This is a genomic window from Nocardia nepalensis, assembly GCF_048910785.1.
In the GTDB taxonomy this organism is placed as follows: domain Bacteria; phylum Actinomycetota; class Actinomycetes; order Mycobacteriales; family Mycobacteriaceae; genus Nocardia; species Nocardia nepalensis.
The window spans coordinates 514,781-537,271 of record NZ_JBKBET010000005.1 but is presented as its reverse complement, the minus strand read 5'-3'; the positions used below and the strand labels follow the sequence as shown (position 1 = coordinate 537,271).

General features: G+C 66.6%; 20 protein-coding genes. 10 read left to right on the top strand and 10 right to left on the bottom strand.

Annotated features, from left to right (window positions below; genetic code table 11):
* Positions 1 to 58: 58 nt before the first annotated feature.
* Positions 59 to 706, bottom strand: coding sequence for an NADPH-dependent F420 reductase (locus ACHQ4I_RS06790; RefSeq protein ID WP_420770792.1), 648 nt, complete (start codon positions 704 to 706; stop codon positions 59 to 61).
* Positions 707 to 908: 202 nt separating this feature from the next.
* Positions 909 to 2,003, bottom strand: coding sequence for an ABC transporter ATP-binding protein (locus ACHQ4I_RS06785; protein ID WP_420770791.1), 1,095 nt, complete (start codon positions 2,001 to 2,003; stop codon positions 909 to 911).
* Between the two features lie 263 nt (positions 2,004 to 2,266).
* Between ACHQ4I_RS06785 and ACHQ4I_RS06780 the strand changes: the two genes are divergently transcribed.
* The 5 genes from ACHQ4I_RS06780 (at position 2,267) to ACHQ4I_RS06760 (ending at position 6,989) form a co-directional block, all read left to right on the top strand.
* Positions 2,267 to 3,061 (top strand): LLM class F420-dependent oxidoreductase, encoded by a 795-nt coding sequence (locus tag ACHQ4I_RS06780; protein WP_420770790.1) that lies wholly within the window; start codon positions 2,267 to 2,269, stop codon positions 3,059 to 3,061.
* Between the two features lie 190 nt (positions 3,062 to 3,251).
* Positions 3,252 to 5,042: an ABC transporter substrate-binding protein/permease gene (locus tag ACHQ4I_RS06775; RefSeq protein WP_420770789.1), complete on the top strand. Its 1,791-nt coding sequence runs from the start codon at positions 3,252 to 3,254 to the stop codon at positions 5,040 to 5,042.
* An 83-nt stretch (positions 5,043 to 5,125) separates the two neighbouring features.
* Positions 5,126 to 5,851 (top strand): amino acid ABC transporter ATP-binding protein, encoded by a 726-nt coding sequence (locus ACHQ4I_RS06770; RefSeq protein WP_420770788.1) that lies wholly within the window; start codon positions 5,126 to 5,128, stop codon positions 5,849 to 5,851.
* 284 nt (positions 5,852 to 6,135) lie between these two features.
* Positions 6,136 to 6,492: a nuclear transport factor 2 family protein gene (locus ACHQ4I_RS06765; RefSeq protein WP_420770787.1), complete on the top strand. Its 357-nt coding sequence runs from the start codon at positions 6,136 to 6,138 to the stop codon at positions 6,490 to 6,492.
* 77 nt (positions 6,493 to 6,569) lie between these two features.
* Complete coding sequence (locus ACHQ4I_RS06760; RefSeq protein ID WP_420770786.1) at positions 6,570 to 6,989, top strand: hypothetical protein; 420 nt, start codon at positions 6,570 to 6,572, stop codon at positions 6,987 to 6,989.
* Between the two features lie 147 nt (positions 6,990 to 7,136).
* Here the strand turns inward: ACHQ4I_RS06760 and ACHQ4I_RS06755 are convergent, their stop codons facing one another.
* The 4 genes from ACHQ4I_RS06755 to ACHQ4I_RS06740 are packed head-to-tail and all read right to left on the bottom strand — an operon-like array spanning position 7,137 to position 12,349.
* Entirely contained in the window at positions 7,137 to 8,402 is a 1,266-nt protein-coding gene (locus ACHQ4I_RS06755; RefSeq protein ID WP_420770785.1) for a CHAT domain-containing protein, read from the bottom strand.
* Positions 8,399 to 9,946, bottom strand: coding sequence for a tetratricopeptide repeat protein (locus ACHQ4I_RS06750; protein WP_420770784.1), 1,548 nt, complete (start codon positions 9,944 to 9,946; stop codon positions 8,399 to 8,401). The genes ACHQ4I_RS06755 and ACHQ4I_RS06750 overlap by 4 nt, the downstream gene beginning before the upstream one ends.
* A gap of 1 nt (position 9,947) precedes the next feature.
* Complete coding sequence (locus ACHQ4I_RS06745; protein ID WP_420770783.1) at positions 9,948 to 10,997, bottom strand: hypothetical protein; 1,050 nt, start codon at positions 10,995 to 10,997, stop codon at positions 9,948 to 9,950.
* Positions 10,997 to 12,349 carry a P-loop NTPase family protein gene (locus tag ACHQ4I_RS06740; RefSeq protein WP_420770844.1) on the bottom strand — a complete coding sequence of 451 codons (1,353 nt, stop codon included), beginning with the start codon at positions 12,347 to 12,349 and terminating at the stop codon, positions 10,997 to 10,999. The genes ACHQ4I_RS06745 and ACHQ4I_RS06740 overlap by 1 nt, the downstream gene beginning before the upstream one ends.
* Positions 12,350 to 12,495: 146 nt before the next feature.
* On the opposite strand from ACHQ4I_RS06740, the gene ACHQ4I_RS06735 reads away from it, so the two are divergent.
* Both ACHQ4I_RS06735 and ACHQ4I_RS06730 read left to right on the top strand, forming a co-directional pair.
* Positions 12,496 to 13,032 (top strand): lipoprotein LpqH, encoded by a 537-nt coding sequence (locus ACHQ4I_RS06735; protein ID WP_420770782.1) that lies wholly within the window; start codon positions 12,496 to 12,498, stop codon positions 13,030 to 13,032.
* A gap of 89 nt (positions 13,033 to 13,121) precedes the next feature.
* Complete coding sequence (locus ACHQ4I_RS06730; RefSeq protein ID WP_420770781.1) at positions 13,122 to 13,925, top strand: hypothetical protein; 804 nt, start codon at positions 13,122 to 13,124, stop codon at positions 13,923 to 13,925.
* A gap of 63 nt (positions 13,926 to 13,988) precedes the next feature.
* Here the strand turns inward: ACHQ4I_RS06730 and ACHQ4I_RS06725 are convergent, their stop codons facing one another.
* The 3 genes from ACHQ4I_RS06725 to ggh all read right to left on the bottom strand — a co-directional run bounded on the left by ACHQ4I_RS06725 (position 13,989) and on the right by ggh (position 16,911).
* Positions 13,989 to 14,234: a hypothetical protein gene (locus ACHQ4I_RS06725; protein WP_420770780.1), complete on the bottom strand. Its 246-nt coding sequence runs from the start codon at positions 14,232 to 14,234 to the stop codon at positions 13,989 to 13,991.
* A gap of 365 nt (positions 14,235 to 14,599) precedes the next feature.
* Complete coding sequence (locus ACHQ4I_RS06720) at positions 14,600 to 15,346, bottom strand: glycoside hydrolase family 25 protein (RefSeq protein ID WP_420770779.1); 747 nt, start codon at positions 15,344 to 15,346, stop codon at positions 14,600 to 14,602.
* Between the two features lie 227 nt (positions 15,347 to 15,573).
* Entirely contained in the window at positions 15,574 to 16,911 is a 1,338-nt protein-coding gene (ggh, locus tag ACHQ4I_RS06715; protein ID WP_420770843.1) for a glucosylglycerate hydrolase, read from the bottom strand.
* A gap of 256 nt (positions 16,912 to 17,167) precedes the next feature.
* Here ggh and ACHQ4I_RS06710 point away from each other — a divergent pair, with 256 nt between their 5' ends.
* Both ACHQ4I_RS06710 and ACHQ4I_RS06705 read left to right on the top strand, forming a co-directional pair.
* Positions 17,168 to 17,863 carry an SDR family oxidoreductase gene (locus ACHQ4I_RS06710; protein ID WP_420770778.1) on the top strand — a complete coding sequence of 232 codons (696 nt, stop codon included), beginning with the start codon at positions 17,168 to 17,170 and terminating at the stop codon, positions 17,861 to 17,863.
* Positions 17,864 to 18,081: 218 nt separating this feature from the next.
* Positions 18,082 to 18,843 carry a polysaccharide deacetylase family protein gene (locus ACHQ4I_RS06705; RefSeq protein WP_420770842.1) on the top strand — a complete coding sequence of 254 codons (762 nt, stop codon included), beginning with the start codon at positions 18,082 to 18,084 and terminating at the stop codon, positions 18,841 to 18,843.
* Positions 18,844 to 18,967: 124 nt separating this feature from the next.
* Here the strand turns inward: ACHQ4I_RS06705 and leuS are convergent, their stop codons facing one another.
* Entirely contained in the window at positions 18,968 to 21,817 is a 2,850-nt protein-coding gene (gene leuS, locus ACHQ4I_RS06700) for a leucine--tRNA ligase (protein WP_420770777.1), read from the bottom strand.
* A gap of 197 nt (positions 21,818 to 22,014) precedes the next feature.
* On the opposite strand from leuS, the gene ACHQ4I_RS06695 reads away from it, so the two are divergent.
* Positions 22,015 to 22,422, top strand: coding sequence for an SdpI family protein (locus ACHQ4I_RS06695; RefSeq protein ID WP_420770776.1), 408 nt, complete (start codon positions 22,015 to 22,017; stop codon positions 22,420 to 22,422).
* The last annotated feature ends 69 nt before the right edge of the window (positions 22,423 to 22,491 follow it).

Sequence of the window (22,491 nt, the reverse complement as noted above, 5' to 3'; positions counted from 1 at the left end):
TGCGGTGGCTCGTAACCCCGCCCCGCGTGGCACCGAACTGCTGATCGCGCGGGCCGGATCAGCCGGTGACCACCGCGTAGTTGATGTCCTCGGTACCGAGCTTGTTGTAGAGGTGAACCCACAGCAGGACGAGAGGTTCGGTGCTGCGTGCGGTCACGACGCCGCCGAGGTCGATGATCTGCTCATCGGTCCAGCCAAAGGATTTCAGCAGCCCGGCCACCTCGGATTTGGCCGATTCGTCGTCCCCGCTCAGAAAGACGTTGTGCCGATCGGGAATTCGGGACGGATCCACCATGAGCTGGTTGTTCATGGTGTTGAGGGTCTTCACCACGCGCGCGTCCGGGAACGCCTGCTGGATCTGCTCGGCGACGCTGCCCGCCTCGGGGGTGGCCAACCTCGGTGGGAATCCGGCGGAGAAATCCAGCGCATTCGACACGTCCACAATGACTTTCCCGCTCAGATTCGCCGCACCAGCGGCGGTGAGCGCGGCCAGCGAGACGGTGCCGGAGGTCGCGTTGACAACCAGTTCGCCATCGGCCGCGGCATCGGCGAAAGTGCCATGGGCGCCACCGGTTTCGCGCGCCCATTCGGTCGCCGCGGCATTATCGGCGGTCCGCGACCCCAGCGTCACCGCATGACCGAGTTCGACCAGCTTGCTCGCCAGCCTGCGCCCGACCTGCCCAGTACCGAGTACCGCTACCTTCAACGTCCGCTCCTCGCGCCGATCCCCGTTGCCGCGTCGAGTTTACGAATGCGGCGTCGTCTTCGCGCGGCCTTCCGCCGTGGGCGAAACGCGATTGGACCGCTGAAAGCTCACGATCGTTCTGAGCGTGCACTTTTTCGTCGGTCTCCGGCGAGCCGGATCGGGCGGAAAGTGCACGCTCAGCGGTCGAGCAACGATCCGGGCCTCAGGCCAGGCGACGGCCGTCGACGGCGGAGAAGAAGTAGGTGTGTTCCGGCGTGGCCGACAACGGCACCCGGGTGCCCTTCTCGGGCGGGTTACGCCAATCCGCCCGCGCCACAATGGTTTCGCCAGCGCCATTGGTCGCGCCCTCGGCGATCGTCCGGCCGTAGATGTAGGCGTCCGAGCCCAGCTCCTCCACGACATCGACCTCCATCTGGATACCCGACTTATCCGGCGCCGCGCCGATTTCCAGGTGCTCGGGCCGGACGCCGACCACGACCGAACCCTCGGCCGCATCCGCGACCGACCGCGGCACCGGCAGGGCGGCCCCGCCGAGTTCCACCGCGCCGTCGGCGACCGGCAGCGTGAACAGGTTCATCGCGGGCGAGCCCATGAACCCGGCCACGAATACATTCGCCGGATCCCGGTACAGATCGCGCGGTGTCGCGCACTGCTGCAGCAACCCGTCCTTGAGCACCGCGACCCGATCGCCCATGGTCATCGCCTCGACCTGGTCGTGCGTGACATACACCGTGGTGGTGCCGAGGCGGCGCTGCAACTGCGCGATCTGCGTGCGGGTCTGCACCCGCAGCTTGGCGTCGAGGTTCGACAGCGGCTCGTCCATCAGGAATACCTGCGGCTGGCGCACGATCGCCCGGCCCATCGCGACGCGTTGGCGCTGACCACCGGACAGCGCCTTCGGCTTGCGGTCCAGGTACGGCTCGAGGTCGAGCAGCTTGGCCGCCTCCAGCACCCGCCGCTCCTTCTCCGCCTTGGCGACCTTGGCGAGTTTGAGCGCGAAGCCCATATTCTCGGCGACGGTCATATGCGGATAGAGCGCGTAGTTCTGGAACACCATCGCGATATCGCGTTCCTTGGGTTCCGCGTGCGTGACGTCATTGGCGCCGATCAGAATTCGTCCGCCGTCGACCTCCTCGAGTCCGGCGAGCATCCGCAGCGAGGTCGACTTACCGCATCCGGAAGGACCGACCAGGACGAGGAATTCCCCGTCGGCGATCTCCAGATCCAGCTTGTCGACGGCGGGTTTGGACGAGCCCGGGTACAGCCGGGTCGCGCTATCGAAGGTCACGGTGGCCATGACAGATCACATCCCATCACCGGCAGGAACGTGCCGGACGATCCGAGTAAGGGTTGACCGGCGATACTAACGGATGTGCTCGCTTCGCACACGATGCGCTCGAGTTCGCGCAGGAATCGGGCTGGATCGGTGCCGTCGGCCACCATTGCTCCCGCGGTTCCCGGCACGTCGGCGATGAAACAGTAAGTGCCGGAGGGCGCCGAAGATCACCGACGCCGGTAGCCTCGATCGGGGAACCAGATCGAGCGACGAGGAGCAGGCTCATGACCCGACCGGTTCGAATAGGTGTACAGCTACAGCCCCAGCACGCCCCCGACTATGGACTCCTGCGCGACGCCGTCCTGCGCGCCGAGGACGCGGGCGTCGATATCGCCTTCAACTGGGATCACTTCTATCCGCTCACCGGCGACCACAATGGCGCGCATTTCGAATGCTGGACCATGCTCGGCGCATGGGCCGAGCAGACCGAACGGATCGAGATCGGCGCGCTGGTCACCGGCGGCGGCTATCGCAATCCCGATCTGCTCGCCGATATGGCGCGCACGGTCGACCACATCAGCGACGGCCGACTCATCCTCGGCATCGGCGCGGGGTGGTTCCAGAAGGACTACGACCAGTACGGCTACGAATTCGGTACGCCGGGAACCAGGCTCGCGCTGCTGAAGGAGAATATGGCCCGGCTCACCGCCCGGCTGAAGAAGCTGAACCCGCAGCCGACCCGGGATATCCCGATCCTGATCGGCGGCGGTGGCGAGAAGAAGACGCTGCGGCTGGTCGCGGAATACGCCGACATCTGGCACACCTTCGCCGATCTCGACGTGCTCTCGCACAAGAACAAGGTGCTCGCCGACCACTGCGCGGCCGTCGGCACCGATCAGGCGACGATCGAGCGCTCGGTGCAATGGCCCGGTGTCGAGAAGGCGCCGACGTTCGTCGACGCCGGGGTGAGCCTGTTCACCGTCGGGGTCAGTGGGCCGAAATTCGACCTCAGCGAGGTCGAGCGGGCGATTCGCTGGCGCGATGAAGTCAATCCGGAGCCGGTCAGCGGGCTGGCGTAGCGCGGCGTGTGGGTCGCGCCGCTCGACAATCGGGGTTCGAATCACCGTGATCCGAATTCCGGGTTCGGGCGATGGTGCCGCGTCCGCGCACGCTCGGCGGCCGCAAGCCGGGTTGGCGAGGCGCTGCCGACCATGAGCGCTGCGGGGTAGCTGCGGATTAGCACCCGATCGGACGCTAGGGTTACCCGTCATGGCTGGTCTGCCCGCTGTGCGGTCTCGTGCGTTGATCGCCGTGATATTGCTTGCCGTCGGCCTAGCGGCCACGGCCTGCGGATCCGGCGACGATTCGTCCGATCGAAATCAATGCACCCCGCCCGGGTTGAGTGCGGCATCCGCCGCACCGACGAACCTCGGCTCGGCCGCGTCGGCCGGTGCGGACAAGTACACCACCGCGAGCACGCTGCCCCTGTCGTCGATCGACGCCGGCAAATTGCGATTGATCACGCCGGGCAAGCTCACCGTCGGCACGCTCTCGGACGCACCGCCGAGCATCTGCTTGAACCCGGCGGGCTCGTTCACCGGCTTCGACAATGAGCTGTTGCGTGCGATCGGCGCGAAACTCGGTCTGCAGGTGGAGTTTTCGGGCACCGAATTCGCGTCGCTGCTCTCGAATGTCTCCGGCGGTCGATTCGATGTCGGGTCGTCGAATATCACCACCACCGCCGAGCGCCGCGAGCGCGTCGGCTTCACCAATGGCTACGACTTCGGCTACTTTTCCCTGGTCGTCCCGAATGGCAGTGCCATCAAGGGCTTTTCGGATCTTGGGCGGGGCACCAGGATCGCCGTGGTGCAGGGCACGGTGCAGGACGATTACGTGGTCAACCAGCTGCATCTGGATCCGGTGAAGTTTCCCGACTACGCCACCGCCTACGCGAATCTGAAGTCCGGTCAGGTCGACGCGTGGGTCGCGCCGTCCGCGCAGGCCAAGGGCCAGGTGAAGCCGGGTGACGGCACCTCGATCATCCAGAACACCTTCAGCCTGGACAATTTCGTCGGCTATGCGGTCGCCAAGAACAACCAGCCGCTGATCGATGCGCTCAATAGCGGTCTGGACGCCGTGATCGCCGACGGCACCTACGCCAAGCTCTACAGCGACTGGGTGCCGCGGCAGCTGCCGCCCGGTTGGAAGCCGGGCTCGAAAGCCGCACCCGCACCGCAACTCCCGGATTTCGCCGCCATCGCGGCGGCGAAGAAGCCGACCGATGAAGCGCAGAACGCGCCGAAATCGACTGTGCAGCAGTTGAAGGAGACCTTCTTCGACTGGTCTTTGTACCGCAAGGCATTTCCCGACCTGTTCAAGACCGGTCTGCCGAATACCCTGATCCTGGCGGTGGTTTCGGGCGTCCTCGGTACCGTGCTCGGCATGCTGCTCGCGGTTGCGGGCATTTCCCGGACCCGCTGGCTGCGCTGGCCCGCCCGCATCTACACCGATATCTTCCGCGGCCTGCCCGCCGTGGTGATCATCCTGATCATCGGCCTCGGCATCGGCCCGGTGGTGCGAAATATCACCGGCAACAACCCGTATTGGCTCGGCGCGCTCGCGCTCGCCCTGCTGGCCTCGGCCTATATCGGTGAAATCTTCCGCTCCGGTATCCAATCCGTGGAGCCGGGTCAGCTCGAGGCCGCGCGCGCCATCGGCTTCGGCTACCGCCAGGCAATGACGCTGGTGGTGATCCCGCAGGGCGTGCGCCGGGTGCTGCCCGCGCTGATGAACCAATTCATCGCGCTCATCAAGGATTCGTCGCTGATCTACTTCCTCGGCCTGCTCGCCACCCAGCGCGAACTTTTCGCGGTCGGCCGAGATCTCAACGCGCAGACCGGAAATCTCTCGCCGCTGGTCGCCGCGGGCCTGGTCTATCTGCTGCTGACCATCCCGCTCACGCACCTGGTCAACTACATCGACCGCCGCATGCGCACCGGCCGACCCGACCAACCCATCGACCAGGTCGAGGCGGCCACGATCACGGAAGGGCGCGGATAGACCATGAGCGAGCGTAGCGAGCGAATCGACAAGACAGCGCCAGAGGCAGTCATGCCGGAACCGAGCGCCAGCGAGGTGGAGGCATGAGTGCCTCCCTCACCGGAACCGGCCTGCACCTGACGCTCGGCAATAACCATGTGCTGCGCGGTATCGATATCCATGTCGACGCGGGCCAGACCACCACAGTCATCGGCCCATCCGGCTCCGGCAAGTCGACGCTGCTGCGCGTGCTGAACCGGCTGCACGAACCGGATCAGGGTGACGTGCTGCTCGACGGCAAATCGGTGCTCACCGAGGATCCGGACAAGTTGCGCCAGCGCATCGGCATGGTGTTCCAGCATTTCAACCTGTTCCCGCACAAGACCGTCGCGGAGAATGTGGCGCTCGGTCCGCGCAAGTTGCGCGGGCTGTCCAAGGAGGCGGCTCGCGCGCTGGCCGTCGAACAGTTGGAGGTCGTCGGTCTGGCCGAGAAGGCCGATTCGCGCCCGGCGAACCTGTCCGGCGGTCAGCAGCAGCGCGTCGCGATCGCCCGCGCGCTGGCCATGAAGCCGGAGATCATGTTCTTCGACGAGGCGACTTCGGCGCTGGACCCCGAACTGGTGAAGGGCATTCTCGGGGTGATGGCCGATCTGGCCGCGGGCGGCATGTCCATGATCGTGGTCACCCACGAAATGGGGTTCGCCCGCAGCGTTTCCGACAGCGTGGTGTTCATGGATGCCGGACAGGTCGTCGAGACGGGAACGCCGCAGGCGCTGTTCGACAACCCGCAGACGCCCCGGCTGCAGCGCTTTCTGTCGCAGGTTTTGTGACACCCGATCACCAGCACGTTCACGGCCACACCGTGGTCGTCCACGGCGACCACGTCGAATCATGAACGCCTTCGCGTCGACATCGGCGCGATGATCGCGGCTGGAATTCGAGACGGTGTTGCGGCTCTGACGTGTGATGCGCCGCAGGTCGTGGCTCGCATACGTATGCGGCGGCGAAAAGTACTTATAGGTGACTGATTCGGTGCCCCCCGCTCTGCTCATAACGTAGTTCTCGTCAGCAAGAACGACAGAGAAACCGCAGATCAGGAGCCTGGGAGGCCATCATGAACGAGCTTGTCGCGCAGTATCTGGAAGTCTGGAACACTACCGATGCCGCCGCACGTAAGGTCGGAATCGAAGCCGTGTTCACCGCCGGAGCGACCTACACCGACCCGCTGGCCGCGGTCGCAGGACACGACCAGCTCGACGCGGCCATCGCTGGAGTCCAGGCCCAGTTCCCGGGTTGGGTGTTCACCCTCGCCGGACCGGTCGACGCCCACCACGACCAGGTGCGCTTCACCTGGGAACTCGGCCCCGCCGACGCACCGGCCGTCGTCGTCGGGTTCGACGTCGCGGTAGTCGAGAACGGGCGCATCGCTAACGTCTACGGCTTCCTCGACAAGGTCCCTGCCGCCGCCTGACCCCACCCCGCGGCCACCGCGAGCGCGGTGGCCGCAGTCCACATCCGAAACTTTTATCCCAGAAGGAAATACCAGCCATGACCACCACCGCCCCCTCCTACATGTCCACCCTGCTCGCCCCCGGCCAGCACCTGCTGCGCACCGCTCTGCGTCTGGACGCGGTCATCACCGGCGTCAACGGCCTTGCCTACCTGGCACTTTCGGGCCCACTGGAATCGCTGCTCGGCCTGGACCGCGAGATCGGTATCCCGATCGGCATCTTCCTGACCCTCTACGGCATCGGTGTCGCCCTCGTCGGCATGGCCAGGACCATCAACACCAAGGCCGCCGCCGTGGTCGCGGCCGCCAATGCCGCCTGGGTCGTGGTCAGTCTCGCCGCATTGATCGAAGGCGCCCTCGAATTGAACCTGGTCGGCTCGATCTGGACCGTCATGCAGGCGGCCACCGTCGGCGGTTTCGCGGCCCTGCAGTACCTCGGCATTCGCAAGGCCCGCTGAATCTTGGAACCAATCCAGCGACTCCGCGAAACGCGGCATCGGCACCAGCCGATGCCGCGTTCGGCGTTTGCGGCGGCGGCTGTCATGCGGCTCGCCGATGACGCCGCCGCCCTGCGCAAGATGTTCGCCTACCGGTAGTCGCGTCGGTCAGGTGCGGACGGTGGCGAAGGCGGACCAGAGGAGGGGGGAGTGTTCGATGGTGCGTTCGGTGCGCCAAGCGCTCAGGCGGAATCGTTGCCAGGCGGCCAGGGCGGTGACCGGGTCGGGGTGTTCGTGGGCGGCGTCGATGGCGCAGATGGCGTCTTGGAGGGGGTGGGCTTCGGGGGGCGCTCCGGCCAGGCGTTGGAAGGCGAGGTCGGTGGGGAGGGGCCAGCGGCTGGCGGTGACGAGTTCGGCGCCGCCGTTGATCATGGCGGCGACCAGTCCGAGGGCCTCGCTGAAGCGCATATCGCCGCCGCTTTCGCAGGCGATCAGTGCGACGCGGCTGGGGATGGGCCAGAGTTGTGGTCCGGCAACGGGTTCCGCGGCGAGGGTGTGGGTGCCGAGTAGTAGGTCTTTGGCCGAGAGCGGGCGGTGCGCTCGGGTGGGCGCGGCGAAGCCGATGGCCTCGGCGCCGCAGGCCAGATGCAGTTCGGAGGTCTCGCTCTGGCCGGATTCGGGGGCCGCGGCGGTCACGTGACCCACATAGGTGAGGCGGCTCGCGCCGCCGCGCAGCGCCTCGCTCAACCAGCTTCGATCGATGTCGGTGCGACGGAATGCCTCGATCGGGTCATCGACCGCGGGCAGCAGCCTGCCCTGTTCGCGGTATTCCGTGACACGTTGGGCCAGTGGCGCTTTGGGATCCATCCGCCCCAGCACCGACCCGAGCGCGGAATCGGCACGGAACCCCGGGACGCGCGGGTCGAGGATCGCTACCACCGGCAAGTTCCGCGTGTGGGACCAGGTGCGCGCTGTGCGGTCCGGGCCGTGCACAATGCTGGCGGGGGCGAGCAGGCTGATGTCGGCGATGTCGACCAGGCGCAGATCCGGATCGGGAGCGATGATCTCCCAGGGAATCTGGGCGACCCGGGGCGAGGGCTGCAATCGAATATGCGGGCGTATCCCACGCACATGCAGATCATGCAGTTGCACGGCCAGGCCGTAGGGAAGAAGTGCTCGGGACAGTGCCTGAGCGACACGATATTCCGACTCGTATGAGGCGAAAGGCCCGGTGGTCATGGCGTGTTCGAGCCCGCCCGGTACCGCCGGGTTCGGCAGCGCCGCCGCCAGCTGTGCTACGGCCTCGACAACGGCGGCCCCGGGCAGCATGCTCGCCCCTCGGTCGTAGTCGTTTCCGAGCCAACGCCAGGACATGTACAGGTCACCGGCATCCGCCATCCGCACGATGACGGTCGGTTGCGCCGATGTGGTCATGCGGGCAGCACCCGGCCGTCGCGCACCCGATGTCCGTAGCGCCGCTCGGCGGCATCGATATACGCGGCCAACGCGATATGGCCGTCCGGCGCGACGGCGACCCGCGGCGGCGGCGCGACCGGAAGTCCGGCACCGGCCGCGACCTCGGCCAGTGCCGTGCCGAGCTGCGGCGCCGACCCTTCCTGCGGCCCGGTTCCGACCTGAACAGCGGGTGGCGCCGTGGGCTCGGCCGAAACCGCTGGCGGATCGAATAATTCGAGCGGCAGTCGGGGCGGCGTGCTGGCCGCTGATTTGGCGATATCCAATGTCGTACCCGCGCATTGTGTTTCGATGAGGTCGACGATCAGCGGACCATTGCCGGATAGATAGGCGAACCGGAACGCCATCCGCATCGCCGGATCGGCGATCTGACGATTCCATTGCTCGCGTTGATTGCCATTGGGCAGCGTGTGGCGCACCGCATCGATGGCCAGCGCCGACGGAACCGCGAGTCCGACCGCCCGCGCCAACAGCTCGCCATCCGGTGTCTCGGCCGCATCGATGACCGCCTCGAGCAGCGCCGCATGCCAGAAATCGATTTGGGCGCAATGCAATCCGAGACCGCGCTCGGCATAGGCGGCGAAGGCCTCGGCGATGAGCTCTTCGCCCTGGTCGTAGCGACCGGTCGCGTAGGCCACAGTCGCCAGACGGACGCGCACGTCGGCGGCATCGAGCACCGCGCCCGATTCGAGAAAGTAGTTCAGGCTGCTGCGATAGCGCCGATACGCCTCGTCGATGTCATCGCGGCCCTCGGCGAGAAAGCCCATGGTCTTGAGGCCGACACCCGCCCGATACCCGAGTCCAGCGCGCTCGAAATACTCCTGGCTGGACCGCAGCGGGGTTTCTGCCTCGTCGAACCGGTCCAACCTGACATACATGATGGCCAGATTCTGTTCCGTCTCGGCGACGGCGTTGCTGTCACCGGCCGCATCGAATGCCGCGAGCGCCTGGCCCATGAAGTCGACGGCGAGTTCGCGCCGTCCGGTCTCGAAATAGATCCCGCCCAGCGTAGAGAGCGGATGTCCGGCCAGATGCGGTGCGAAACGGACTGCCGCATCCAATGATTCGGTGGCGAGCTCGATGGCGTAGGCCCAGCTCTGGCGGTGGAACGCCACCGCGGTCAGCGACAGCAGACAGGCCACCCGCTGCATACTCTGGTCATCGTTTTCGATGAGCAACGCCCGCGCCTGTTCCAGTGCGTTCTGCGCACCGTCGAGATCGCCGACATGCTGCAGCGCCTGGGAGAGGTTGATCAGTGCGGCGGTCCGCTTTTCGATCGCATCGGCGGGCATCTCCGCGAGCGCCGCGCGGAACATGACGATCGCCGCGGCATGATCACCGAGCTCATCGCACATGCTCGCGGCATTGACCAGCGCGCTGATCCGCAGGCCATCCGTGCTGGTTCGCGCTATCTCCTCGAACAGCCGCCTGGCCTCGCCGACATCGCCGCGCTGGTAGGCCGCTGCCCCTGCTGCGAGTAGTTGACGGCCGTCGTCGGCGGGCATTTCAGAAGTCCGAATCCGATGCGGCGGCGGCGATTTCGGCCAACAGTGGCGCATCGACGGCATCGTGCGCACCGGTCGCCCGCCGCAACCGCGCGGTCGCGAGTTCGCGAATCCGCTGCCGCATCTGCGGGCCGCCCAACTTCGGATCCTGGGTCGCGCCGACACCGGGCACATACACATCCACCGCCGAGACGGAATCCGATGGCGTGGTCGCCGCACCGGTCCAGAGATCGCCGATCAGGTTCAGCTCGGCCTCCGCGGTACCGACAGGCGTGGTGATGGACGCACGCGGACGCAGATGTGCCGGTGTGGCCGAACCCAATTGAGGTGCGGCGACCGCGGTGACACGGACAGTCGTGGTTCCCGATCCCCGTATCGACTCCCACGACACCGCCCGCTCGGACGCGTCGATGAGCCCCGGCGGGCACCGTCGCCAGTCCCATCCACCGGTGCCCCGCCCGAGTGACAGCGCCCCGGCCGGACGGTCTGCCCCGCCACCGGCGGCCAGCGCGTAATCGGCTGCGCGAGTCGATACTTCGACCGCTGCGTTGATATCCACGGTCTCGTCGTCCGATGCCGTCTCGTCATCGATGAGCAGTTCGCACTCCGCGCGCAATGCGGTGATCTCCTGGTCGAGCAGCCGGTCGTCGAGCGGGGTGATGCCGTCGATCGTCGATGCGGGCCACCAGCGGGTGGCCCAATGCGCGAACCCGAGCCGCCAGGCGGCGGTCACCAGATCCGGCACGGCGGGTTCGGCAGCGAATTGGGCCCCGTCGGTCAATTCGGCAGCGCCGCTGTCGAAGTCGGCGATGGCCACGGCGACGGGTTCGCCGTACACCGCCCACAGCCAGTCGTGTGCCAGCTCGAGATTGTCGATGACCGCGGCCGGAATTGTCTGTCCGGCAAGCAGACTCCAGGACAGATGGCCGCCGAGCACCTCCAGCACCATCGCATCGATCGCCGCCGAGGCGTCGAGTACGGTCGGCGCGCCATCGGGCACGACGGTCCAGATGCCGTCCGCGACCCGTCCGATTCGCACGCTCGCGCTCATCAGCTCGCCCTCGATTCCGCCGGATCCGGCTCGGTGACCAGGGAATCAGCGCTCAGCGCCCGTTTGACCCGCATCCGATGGTCCAGCATTACCGAGCGGGCCACGCCATCGAGCAGATCCCACAGCTCGTCGGGCTCGTAGACGCCGACCTCCCTGACATCGCGGCCGTGCAGCCGGACCCACAGTCGTCGCAGATAGGGCCGCCACGGAGTGCGCAGTTCGGCGGCAATGGCGGCCAGTGGGCCATCGAGTATGTCGATATCGGCACGCACCGCAAGCCGTCGGGCCTGCAATACATATGCCTCCCGCTGCCAACGGCCATTGATCAGCCGATGCGCCGCCGTTTCGGTCGCCGCCGATTCGGTTGGGCACACGCCATTGGTGCTCGCCCGCGCCGCAACCGCGGCAATCGGCCGAAGCCCGAGTGCGAGCGCGGCTCCGGTGGTCGCCGCAACCCGCAGCGACTCGTCCAAAAGTGCCCAGGGCGAGCAGCTTCGGGCGATTTCGGTGGTTACCAGTTCCGGAATCGGCGGCAGTTCGGCCCGCTCGCTGGAGGCCTGCAGCACAGTGAACACCCGCTCATAGATGCTGCGATCGAACGGCAGCCCCAGACTGGCCTTCGAGGCCGACGAACCGAGCGCCGGCGGCTGCGGAAGCGGGCGCGTGGTCAGCCCGAGTTGGTGGGCCGTCGGCGTGGATGTGTTGCCCCACAGCCCAATTCCGCCATGCGTGCCCGCATAGGTGGCCACCAGGCGATCGAATGTCCGCTGCCCGTCGGCCGTGCCACCGGCACGGGCCGCGCCGCACGCTTCGAGCAGCGCCGCGAACATCTCGGCGTGATCCCCGGTCGGCCCGTCCACCGGACGTCGTCGCCACGCGATATCGATCAATGAGCTGAGCTCGGTGATCCGCGCACCCGCGGTGATGTACTCCTTGAGCGCCTGCGTGGTGCGTCCGGCCGCGAATTCGTGCACATCGCGCAGCGTCGCCTCGGCGGTCGCCCGGTCCCGGTCCGGATCCGGCATACCCGATGTGGTGGCGAGTTCGAACGAACGCTGGAAGTACAGATCCTGCGGATTGCCCTCGGTGATCCGCAGTGCCCGCCGGACCTGTTTGAGCAGCGAAAACCATGCGGCCGTCGCGCGGAGTACATCGGCGGCGGCGTGTATCCGGGTGGCAAGCAGGGTCGCGCCGTCGGCGGTGACGATCGGCCCCGCGCACAGCGGATTCTGCACCGGACGGATGACGAGTGGATCCAGGATGAGCTTCACCGTGCGCCGCAGCGGCCCGCCGTGGGGTCCACTGAGCGGTTCGACGCCGTCGAGTCGGCGCCAAACCTCGTCCAGCACCATCGCGCGCGGCCGTCGCATTCGACCAGGTTAACGGAAGTTCCACCGTTTCAGACTCCGAAAAACCTGGGATCGGTAGGGCGCGTTCGATTCCTACCTTTCTCGTATCGGCCCAACACCGGAGCCGAACGAAGCAAAAGGAACAAACCATGAACACCAAGCCGGTCCGCATCTCCGCCGCCGCTCTCACCGCCTCGGCCGCCGTTTTCGCCCTCTTCGTCGCCGGATGCAGCGACGACTCGAGCAGCTCGGCGAAGCCGGCCACCTCGGCCGCCGTCGCCCCGGCGCCGACGTCGGGCAAGTCGGCCGCCGCGGTCGACGGCAAGGCGCTCGACGGCAAATTCGAGACCACCTGCGCCAAGCAGGGCGGCACCCTGGCCCTCGCGCTCAGCGACACCGATAACGCCACCTACGGCACCCTGAGCGTCAGCGCCTCCATCACCGGCGCCGACAACGTCCAGGCCGTCGCGGTCGCGGGCAGCAAGGGCGGCACCAACGGGATGCCCTACGCCCTCGGCTTCGGCAACGGCATGCCGGGCGGTTCCGCCAAGGTCGTCAAGGACGGCAACACCTACAAGGTCACCGGCGAGGGCGTCGGCGCCCCCGACCTCACCAATCCGACGGCGGGCCCGAAGACCTCGAAATTCGACATCACCTTCGCCTGCTCGACCGTGGTCGGCGGCTGACCAGGAAAGCCATCCCCCTCACGCCCCTTGATACGAGGGGCGTGAGCGGGGCCCAGCGACCCGAATCAGTTCACGCACAAGGGAATATCATGAAAAACATCGCCCGCCCGCTCGCCGTCGCCTTCCTCGTCCTCTCGATCGGCTACTACCTCTGGCACGGCCTGACCTACACCAGCTCGGGTCCCTTCGACGACGGCACCCTGGCCTGGGTCGGACCGCAGCTGGCGCTGCCGATCATCGCCCTCACCATTGTTCCGATGGTCTTCGCCTTCACCGGCGAGGGCATCCTTGCGGCGTTCACCGGTAACAACAGCTCGGCCTTCCGCGACGGTCTGGTCGGCATCGGCACCATCAAGTCCTTCCGGCAGACCGGTCTGACCGTCAACGATCAGCCGCAGATCCGCATCGACTTCAGCGTCGAGGGCGCAGACGGCAAGATCTTCGACTCACACGCCAAGATGATCGTGCCGCTCACCGAACTCGCCCTGCTGCAGCCCGGCGTCGTCCTGCCGGTGCGCTATCTCCCCGATCGCACGGACAAGGTCGAGGTCGACCGCTCCGGCGATATGTCGGCCGCACAGCGCGCCATGAACGAGTCGATGATCCGAAAGGGCTTCACCACCAAGGCCAAACTCGATATCGCCGAGCGTGGCATCACCGCTCAGGCGGTCGTGCAGTCGCTGGCGGTTCCCGGTGAGATTCGCAACGGGCATTCCAAGATCGAGCTCGGGCTGGTCGTAACCCGGCCGGACGGAACGACTTTCGCGACAAGCGTGGATAAGTTCCTGCCACCGGCCAGCGTCGGTCAGGTCCAGGTCGGCCGGATACTCCAGGTGCACTATCTGCCGGAGAACGAACAAGAGGTCGTGATCGCCCTGCAAGTCAATGCCTAGCCCCGGCGCCGACTGTTGCTCTCGTTCGATACGAACGGGAGCAACATTTGTTTGTGCACATCCTCAGAAGATGCGGTGGCTGAAGAAGCTGTGATGGCAGCTCGGGCGCTGGCACACCGCGCCGCCGCCCGGGATGAAGCCGATGCAGGTGGGGTGGGTGCACCTGTTGCAGCCGCCGTCGCCCTCTTTATCGATATCCTCGTGGTCCACGAGTACGACGCGCGCCTCGGCCACCGCGCCCGCGAGAATCGAATCGAGATAGTCGAGAGCTTGCGGGCTGAGATGGGGTTTTGCTGCGGACAGAGTCATCGTATTGCTCCTGACTTGATTACCTATGTCCTTGTTATCGATTCTCGCGCCGGAAACGTGTAGCGCGCTACGTCGAATGGGTCATAAATTGAGGGTTACCTAATTGGTCGCACGTTCATCTGACCGTTGCCTGTGGATTGCCCGAGAGGCTTAGCGTCGACGTCGGCACAAACGAGGAGAGCATCCGGGCGCGCGCGACGACGCGAGCGCCGAAAGGCCCGCCTCGCGGGTGGCGATAGTCTGCCCAGGCCCGCCGTCGTTTCGGTGTGAAAGAAGGGCGGCGGCCGGATCGGCACCTGGTCGACCGGCGCGCAAACACACGAAACCGCTACTCGACCTGCAGGGAGTAGCGGTTTCGTGCTGTTTCAGCTGCTGCCGAGTAGACCCGCGATATTCGCATAGTGCGCGAAATCGCCTTGGGCGCCGCTATATATGTTGACATCCGTGCCGCCCGCGATGCCCGGAATACTGCCGCCGTCGGTGGTCTGCCAGAACGTCCATGTCGGCCAGCCGCCGGGCACCTCGGGTTGTTCATTGCCGCGATAATCGGCGATCCAGAGCGGGTACCCGGTGAATTCATTGCTATTCGCCATCGCCGACTTCCAGAAATTCGGATACGTGTAGATGATCGGCACCCGCCCGGTCAGCGCCTGCACGGTATTCAGATACCGATGCGTCCAGTCGATGAGTCCGCCCGGATTGAGCCCGCCCGTACTCTCCAGATCGAGTACCGGTGGCAGATCCATCGGCCCGTTCTGTCCGAGGACGATCGCCGCGTACAGCGCCGCCTGCGGTTCGGGCGGCAGATTCGGCCGCGCGTAGTGATACGTCCCGCGCGCGACCCCCGCCGCCCGCATCAAAACGCTGTCCGGCACGAAATACGGATTGACGTAACTCAACCCCTCGGTCGCCTTCACCATGGCGAAATCGTGCCCGGACCGCTTCACCGCGAACCAGTCGATGAACCGCCCGTCCACATGCTGCCACGACGACACATCCGGCCCGGTGGGCCCGGCCGTCGCCGTCCCCGCCGATGTTGCGACAAGGATGCTGCCCAGAGTGATCGCGGACAACGCCGCAGCGCGAGTCGATCTCCAACGAGTGCTATCCATGCCATTCGACGATAGCGACTAGCCCTCTCTGTGACCAGTGTTGCGCATGAGGCATTTGCACAGTATTTACTAGACGCGCTTGTCGGCGGCGGCGTCCCAAGCCCGTTCCCTGCCGGCCAGGCGAGCGCGCGTGCGCGGTCGTACTGGAACTGCGCCATGGCGAGCTGCTGCTCGAACGCCCGGCGGACCGCCTCATCGTCGCGCCGGGCCAGGATTTCGGTATCGCGTCAGCCGAGCCAGTCCAGGACGGAGGCTGCGGTCCAGGACTGTTGCATGCTGCCGAGGGGTTCGCCGGTGAAGGGTTCGTAGTATTCGGCGAAGGTGCCGTCGCTGGCCTGGCGTAGGCCCTCGGCGCGGAGCATGAAGGAGCGTTCGGCCCAGCCGCGGCGGGCGAAGACCCAGGAGAACAGCCAGCTCATGACCGGCCAGACCGGGCCGCGCCAGTATTCGCGGGTGCGGAAGTCCTTGGAGACCGGTGAGGTGGACGGGGGCAGGGCGTAGCGCAGGTCCGGGTGGCCGCAGAAGCGCGGGCCCTCGAACAGGCGCAGCAGACTACGTTCGGCATCGCGGGGCAGGCCGCCGCACAGCAGCGGGGCGAACATCGACAGGGTTTCGGTGCCGATCCAGCGTTGCAGGCGCACATCGAAGTCCCTGGCGGCGCCGGTGCGTGCGTCGGTCGTCGCGACTACGCCGGCGCGGAAGCGCTCCGCCCACGAATACAGCTCGCGGACATCGGCATGGGGCTGCTTGTACTCCTCGCCGATATTGGCGAGCACCTCACAGGCCAGCGCGAAGATCGCGGTGACGAACACGTCCTCCACCGCGAAACTCATCGTCGACGCGAGCAGGTAGTCGTCATATCCGGCCCGGCGCATCTGCTCGACCAGCCACAGATAGCGGTCGTACTCGCGATCACTCGGCCGCTGCGAGGGGTCGGCGACGACCAGCAGGTCCTCGCGCTGATACGGCGGCAGATCGCCGGGGCTCACATTCGCGTAGGCCCGGTCCCAGCGCGGCGAGTTGTCCATCCCGGATTCCCAGCCGTGATACAGCGTGATCCGGCCGCTCTCCTTGGGGTCGCGGGCATGGGCCAGCCAGCGATGCCAGCGCACCAGATCAGGCCAGCGCCGGTTCAGGAATTCCTCGGCCACCGCCCTGGTGCTGCGGCCGTGGCGGCGGGAATGGTCGAGGATGCGCTGCACCGCGATGGCGTGCACCGGCGGCTGGGTGATACCGGAGGTGTCCGGACCGTCCGGGGCGTGCTCGGCCAGCTTCCGGCACTCCCAGCGGGCCGGACCCGGAAAGTAGCCGTCCACGCCATTGGCGAAGACGATGTGCGGGATCATCCCGTTCTTCCACTGCGCCGAGAGCAGGGTGTCCAATTCGATGACCGCGCGCTCGACGCTCAGCGGGGCGAGGCCGACCGCGACGAAGGCGGCATCCCAACTCCACATATGCGGATACAGCCGGGGCGCGGCGCTGGTCATGGTGCCCAGATCGTTGCCCCGAAGCAGATAGGCGGCGCGGGCCGCGAGCTGTGTTGGGGTGAAACCCGGGTGTGCCATCCCCCTATTCTGCGATGACACCCGCAGATACGCGCGTTCTGTGGCGTCCGTCTCGGGCTGGCTGTCGCGGGCCACCGGCAGGTAGAAGTCCTCGGCGGTTCGCGACCGGCTCATCGTCGGCTGGTGTGCGGCGGATCTCACTCTGGCATGCCCCGTCCGTGAATCTCTCTATTACCGATATGCGTCCATCGCCACACATGCGGGTCGTGCTACTGCCCTTGCTGGGCTTTTGGCCCGGCCGGATACGGTGAGCCCCATGACCAACGCCGTGACCAGCACACCGAAGCCGACCGCGCTGATCACCGGCGCCAGCCGCGGGCTGGGCGCCGCGATCGCTCGCGAACTCTTTCCGACCCATGACCTTTTGCTCGGCGCCCGCTCGGCCGAGGCGCTGCGCGCGATATTAGGCGAACTGCCCGGCGCCACCGGATGGCCGGTCGATTTGACCGACTATTCCGCAGTGGCCGAAGCGGTTTCGCCGATTCAGCGCCTGGATGTGCTGGTGCACAACGCCGGTGTCGCGGACCTGGGTTCGATCGCCGAGTCGTCTGTGCAGCAGTGGCGAAATACCCTGGAAGCCAACGTTATCGCCGTCGCCGAGTTGACCAGGCTGTTGTTGCCCGCGCTGCGTGCCGCCAATGGCCATGTGGTGCTTATCAATTCGGGCGCCGGGTTGCGAGCGAATCCGGGCTGGTCCTCGTATGCGGCGAGCAAGTTCGCACTGCGCGCGTTCGGTGACGCGTTGCGCTTGGAGGAGCCGGCCTTGCGGGTGACATCGATCCATCCCGGCCGCATCGACACCGATATGCAGCGCGAGATCATCGCGGGTGAAGGTCGTGAGTACCGGCCGGAGGAGTTCCTGCGCCCGGAGACCGTGGCGGGTGCCGTGCGCACCGCCATCGACACACCGCGCGACGGACATCCCACCGAGATCGTGCTGCGACCCTACTGATTCTGCTCGCCGTGATTCCGTCCCGCGCCCGCGGGCGGACTCCCTGGAAATGACAGCAAAATACTGTCGTTTTTGTTTGCGCGTTGTCCGAGGTTCAGCTCGCGCTCAGTTTCGCTGGGTACAGTGCCGATCGTTACCTGCGCGTTATGTCGACCGGGCGACAGCGCGCGGCTAGAGCGAGCTAGAGGGTTTGGATCGTGGATAGACGTCGGTTGCTGATGCTGGCTACGGGAACCGCGATGGCGTTGACCGGCTGTGTGCGGGCGGAGGGGGAGCCGTTCAATAGCGGATCGGCCGGAGGCGGGCCCATTCTGCCGGCGCCGCTGCTGCCGCCGCCCCCGATCGGACCGAAGACGCCGATCGCGGCGCAGACCATCACCGCGCTACCCGGTGCGGGCACCAGCATGGCGCTCACGGTCGATGACGGCGCGAGCCCGGAGGTGGTCGGCGCCTATATCAAGTTCGCCAGGGATACCGGCGCGCGCTTCACCTTCTTCGTCACCGCCTACTACGACTCCTGGGCGATTCACCGAGATGCGTTGCGGCCGTTGGTCGATTCCGGCCAGATCCAGCTCGGCAACCACACCTGGGACCATCCCGACCTGACCAAACAGTCCGCATCGGGCATCTCCGCCCAACTCCAGCGCGCGAAGTCCTACCTGTGGAACAACTTCGGCGTGGACGGCACCCCGTACTACCGCCCGCCCTTCGGCCGCCACAACGGCACCGTCGACCGGGTAGCCGCGGACCTCGGCTATACGGTGCCCACCATGTGGTACGGCTCCCTATCGGACTCCGGGGTGATCACCGAGGACTACCTGCTGGAGTGCGCGCGTAAGTACTTCAACCCGCAGACGATCGTCATCGGGCACGCCAACGCGCCCGCGGTTACCCACGTCTACGGGCAGCTCGTGGACATCATCAAAGAGCGCAACCTCTCCATGGTCACCCTCAACGACGTGCTGCTGCCCCCGCGCTGACGGTCTCGCGGTTCGTCTGCGTCGAAATCGCACTGCGACAAGGTCGCTCAGGGCGACGCTGTCCAGAGCTCCCAGACCGTTCCGCCCAGGCATCGCAGTGATGCCCGGGCGAGCGCCGATACGGCTACGCGACGATATTGATCAACCGTCCCGGTACCACGATCAGCTTGCGCGGCGCGCTTGCGCCGAGCGCCGCCGCGATCTTCTCGTCGGCCAGCGCGGCCGCCTCGATGGTGGCGTTATCGGCATCGGCTGGCACCTGAATTCGGCTGCGCACCTTGCCGTTCACCTGGATCGGGTACTCCACCGACTCCTCGACCAGCAGCGCCGGATCGGCCACCGGGAACGGGCCGTGCGCCAGGGATTGCTTGTGCCCCAGGCGTTCCCACAGTTCCTCGGCGATATGCGGCGCCATCGGGGCCAGCATCAGCACCACCGGCTCCACCACCGCGCGCGGCGCACCCGTCGGGTAGCTCTTGGTCAGATGGTTGGTCAGCTCGATCAGCTTGGCGCCCGCGGTGTTATCGCGCAGCGCGGCGTAATCGTCATCGACACCGGCGATCGTCTTGTGCAGCAGGCGCAGCGTCTGCTCCGACGGCGTCGCGTCGGTGACCCGGGTCGCGCCGGACTCCTCGTCGACGACCAGTCGCCACACCCGCTGCAGGAACCGGTGCGCGCCGACGACATCCTTGGTCGCCCACGGCCGTGAGGTGTCCAGCGGACCCATCGACATCTCATAGACGCGGAAGGTGTCGGCGCCGTACGTATCGCACATCTCGTCCGGCGAGATGGCGTTCTTCAACGACTTTCCGATCTTGCCGTACTCCTCGAACGCCTCGATCTCCACGCCGGTGGTCGGGTCCGGGAAGTAGTGCTTACCGTCGCGCTCGATGATCTCGGCGGCGGGCAGGTAGGTGCCGCGCGCGTCCTTGTAGGCGTGCGCCTGGATGTAGCCCTGGTTGAACAGCCGTCGGTACGGCTCGCAACCGCTCACATCGCCCAGATCGAACAGCACCTTCTGCCAGAACCGCGCGTACAGCAGGTGCAGCACCGCATGCTCCACACCGCCGACGTACAGGTCGACGCCGCCCGGATCGTTCGGTCCGTGCTCGCTGGTGCGCGGGCCAAGCCAGTACTGCTCGTTTTCCTTGGCGCAGAACGCGTCCGCATTGGTCGGGTCGGCGTAGCGCAGCTGATACCAGGAGCTGCCCGCCCAGTTCGGCATGACATTGGTGTCGCGCCGGTACTGCTTGGGTCCGTCGCCCAGATCCAGTTCGACATGCACCCAGTCGGTCGCCTTGGCCAGCGGCGGCGACGGCTCGGAGTCGGCGTCCTCCGGATCGAAGGTCACCGGTGCGAAGTCGTCCAGCTCCGGAAGTTGCACCGGCAGCATGGATTCCGGCAGTGCGTGCGGTGCGCCGTCCTCGTCGTAGACGATCGGGAACGGCTCGCCCCAGTAGCGCTGACGGGCGAACAGCCAGTCGCGCAGCTTGTATTGGACGGTGCCCTGACCGTGGCCGTCGGCCTCCAGCCGGGCGATCACCGCGGCCTTGGCCTCATCGACGGACAGGCCGTTCAGATAATCGGAGTTCACCAGCGCGCCGTCGCCCGAGTAGGCCCCGGTCGTAATGTCGCCGCCGGAAATGACTTCCACGATCGGCAGACCGAATACCGAGGCGAATTCCCAGTCGCGCTGGTCGTGTCCGGGCACCGCCATGATCGCGCCGGTGCCGTATCCGGCGAGTACGTAGTCGGCGATGAAGATCGGCACCTGCGCGCCGTTCACCGGGTTGGTCGCGTAGGAACCCAGGAAGACGCCGGATTTCTCCTTGTTCTCCTGACGCTCCAGATCCGATTTGGCCGCGATCGCCTTGCGGTATGACGCAACGGCTTCCGCGGGATCTCCGGCGTCCTCGTAGGTCCAGCGCGGATCGACGCCCTTGGGCCATTCCGCGGCGGTCAGCCTGTCGACCAGCTCGTGCTCGGGCGCCAGCACCACATAGGTGGAACCGAACAGGGTGTCGGGTCGGGTCGTGAAGACCTCGAGATGTTCGCCGTCGGCATCGAACTTGACCTGCGCGCCGCGGGATCGGCCGATCCAGTTGCGCTGCATGGCCTTGACGTTCTCCGGCCACTCCAGCCGGTCCAGATCGTCGACCAGCCGGTCGGAGTAGGCGGTGATGCGCATCATCCACTGCCACAGCCGCCGCCGGAACACCGGGAAGTTGCCGCGCTCACTGCGGCCGTCGGCGGTGACCTCCTCATTGGACAGCACCGTGCCCAGACCCGGGCACCAGTTGACGACCGAATCCGTTTGGTAAACCAGGCGATACGAGTCCAGCACCGCGGCGCGCTCGGCGGCCGGCAGGTCGTTCCAGGCCCGGCCGTCCGGGGTCGTCCGCGCACCGGAGGCGAACTGCGATTCCAGTTCGGCGATCGGGCGGGCGCGGTCCAGATCCTGGTCGTACCAAGCGTTGTAGATGCGCAGGAAGATCCACTGCGTCCACTTGTAGTACTCCGGATCGGTGGTCGCGAACGAGCGCCGCCGGTCGTGGCCGAGGCCCAGCCGGTCCAGCTGGCGTTGCATGGTGGCGATATTCGATTCGGTGGTCTCGCGGGGATGCGCACCGGTCTGCACCGCGTACTGCTCGGCGGGCAGGCCGAACGCGTCGTAGCCCAGCGCGTGCAGCACATTGCGTCCGTGCATCCGGTGATAGCGGGCGAAGACGTCGGTGGCGATATAGCCGAGCGGGTGGCCGACATGCAGACCCGCGCCGGAGGGGTACGGGAACATATCCTGGACGAACAGCTTGTCCGCCGGAGTCGCACCCTCGAGTGGGCCTACCGGGTTCGGCGCGTGGAAGGTCCCGCGCTCATCCCAGGTCCGCTGCCACCGGCGCTCGATGCGGCCGGCAAGGCCAGCGTTGTACCTGTGCTCCGGTACATCGCTTTCGGTTGCACGAGTGTCCGCCACGGTCCTGCCTTACTTGTTATCGCCGATCCCCGTCATAACTGTGTCTATCAGGGTAGAACGTCCGGGCTCGTGCACCGAAAATCGGGCTCGACTGGCCCTGTCGGCGCGGCGTTCGGCCGACTCGCGCGGCGCAAGGGCTGGACGGTCGCGGGGGACTGGCCCGGCGCGCCGCGGCGGCGGTGCGCTAGCCTGCTTGGGTGTTCGTCGTCGCTCTCACCCTGTTCGTGCTGGCCTTCGTGGCCATCGCAACCGGCGTGCTCGGACTGACCGGCCGTCTTCCGCGCAACCGCTTTGTCGGAGTGCACACCGAAGCGGCACTGCACGATGAAGAGACCTTCCGCATCGCGAACCGCGTTGCCGCCCCCACGTCCGTGGCCGCTGGCGCACTGCTGTTCGCGGGCGGACTCGTCGCCCTCGCCGCGGGCGGATTCCCGGCGGTAATCGTCGCGGTACTCACCGCGGCCGTCGCGCTGTTCACCCTCGGCGCCGGCGCCAATGCCGCCGCTCGCGCGGTCGAGGCGCTGGTTCCGGCGCAGGAGATCGGCGGCTGCGGCTCTTCCTGCGGCGCGTGCTCGTTGCGCGACGCTTGCGCGCCGACCAACTGAGTTCGCTCCCGGGTTTCCGAGGAGTTGAGGTTGCGGATCACCTGGCGAGTGCCATTTGGTCAAGCCATC